The organism is Holdemanella hominis (assembly GCF_014306155.1).
In the GTDB taxonomy this organism is placed as follows: Bacteria; Bacillota_I; Bacilli_A; order Erysipelotrichales; family Erysipelotrichaceae; genus Holdemanella; species Holdemanella hominis.
This window is the reverse complement of sequence record NZ_JACRWH010000111.1, coordinates 1-1,541: the sequence shown is the minus strand read 5'-3', so window position 1 is coordinate 1,541 and position 1,541 is coordinate 1. Positions and strand designations below refer to the sequence as shown.

Annotated in this window: 2 protein-coding genes; both read right to left on the bottom strand. The window is 33.4% G+C overall.

The window, feature by feature from the left end:
* Positions 1-146: 146 nt before the first annotated feature.
* A complete protein-coding gene (locus tag H8911_RS12095) occupies positions 147-800 on the bottom strand; it encodes a hypothetical protein (protein WP_186999831.1) in 654 nt (217 codons plus the stop codon).
* 122 nt (positions 801-922) lie between these two features.
* Complete coding sequence (locus H8911_RS12090) at positions 923-1,360, bottom strand: hypothetical protein (protein ID WP_186999830.1); 438 nt, start codon at positions 1,358-1,360, stop codon at positions 923-925.
* Positions 1,361-1,541 lie beyond the last annotated feature (181 nt).

The window sequence follows — 1,541 nt, the reverse complement described above, 5'->3', positions numbered from 1 at the left end:
TTTTTTCTGTCTAAAATCTAAAGAATAGACAGTAAATCAGAAATTCTTGTAGAGTATAAACAATTTATTCAAATTTCGATCTTCCCATACCGAGTTTTTCATAAATTCTTTACACTACCACCATTTTCAATTTTTCGAATACGCACTTATACTTCTTCCATATATTTTGCCTTAAACGCAATACAACTTCTCTCTTTTCCAAACAAACCCTTTGCTTCCACACGCCCAAGACCATATGCCCAGAATGTAACGGTTTGACCTTCTTTAAAATCAAATTCTTTATTGTAATCAAGCACACTAACATAAGACTTATCATCAAAGATATTGATCATGTATCCTCTAAAATCTTTATCATCTACACGAGCTATGATTTTTCCTGTATATGTCAATTTCTTTCCATACCACTTAGAATGTGTAACCTCCAAATCCGATTGATCTGGTGATTGTGACTCCGCCTTAAAGGATGCTTCATCCACTTCACTGCACTCCACTGAAATCGTACTTTCTAAACTCTGATATTCAACAGTAACTTCTGAAGTCTTTCCTGCCTCCAATGTGACAGGATCTTTGACAGTCCATCCTTCCGTAATAAATTCTTTTGTACCATCCTCATAATAGGCCCATACACCAATCTTCGACTTATTATCTATAGTTTCATTCGCTTCTGCAAGACCAGTATATAAGGCTGTCATATTCTCTAGCTTTTCCTGACTAACCTCTACTTTTTCATTATTTGGTGTTATATTCGAACATCCACAAACCAAGAATACACTTAGCAATGTCGCTGCATACTTCTTCATAGTTCTACCTTCTCTTTCTTTTTAACCATGGAAAATAATCAATATACAAACACTTATGATACCTGCAAGTACATATTGTTCGATTGGTTGTTTATGATATCCCAACAATCTTTATACTGATTTTATTTAAGCCTTAGATTCAAACCCGTTTCAGGATCTCCTCCAATAATCACTGTATACGATTTTCCATATTCAACAGGTATTGATAAAAGATCACTATGTGCATATGTATTACTACTGGTTGAGTCTATCAAAAATACTTCAACCTGAAATGTTGATAAATCAAAATTGTCCAAACATGTTATTTTATTATTAATAATACTATCCGTATAAACCTTGCCGACATCTAACAACTCGTCATCTTTTTCACGCAATCTACTTCCAATCCGCCATTGTCCATCAAAGTAGTATCTAGTTTCGACAAATTGAAGATTAGGAACTTCAAGCATATACTGAATGGTAATAGTATTGCGCTTGCAACCAGCCATATTGAAAGTGAGTAAGAGTATAAAAGCAAATAAAATAATTCTCTGTATTATTTTTATACTATAATTCAACATACAATTTATCTATTATTCCCTCTGTTTATCATTCATAATCATTACCTATACTTTCTTCGTAGCCAAATATAGAAAGCGAGTGCACAAATCACGATTATACCCGCAAGTCCATATTGCACTATTGCCTGTTTATCACCTAATACTCTTCCTAGAAATTGTGCAATTCCATAACTACATAATA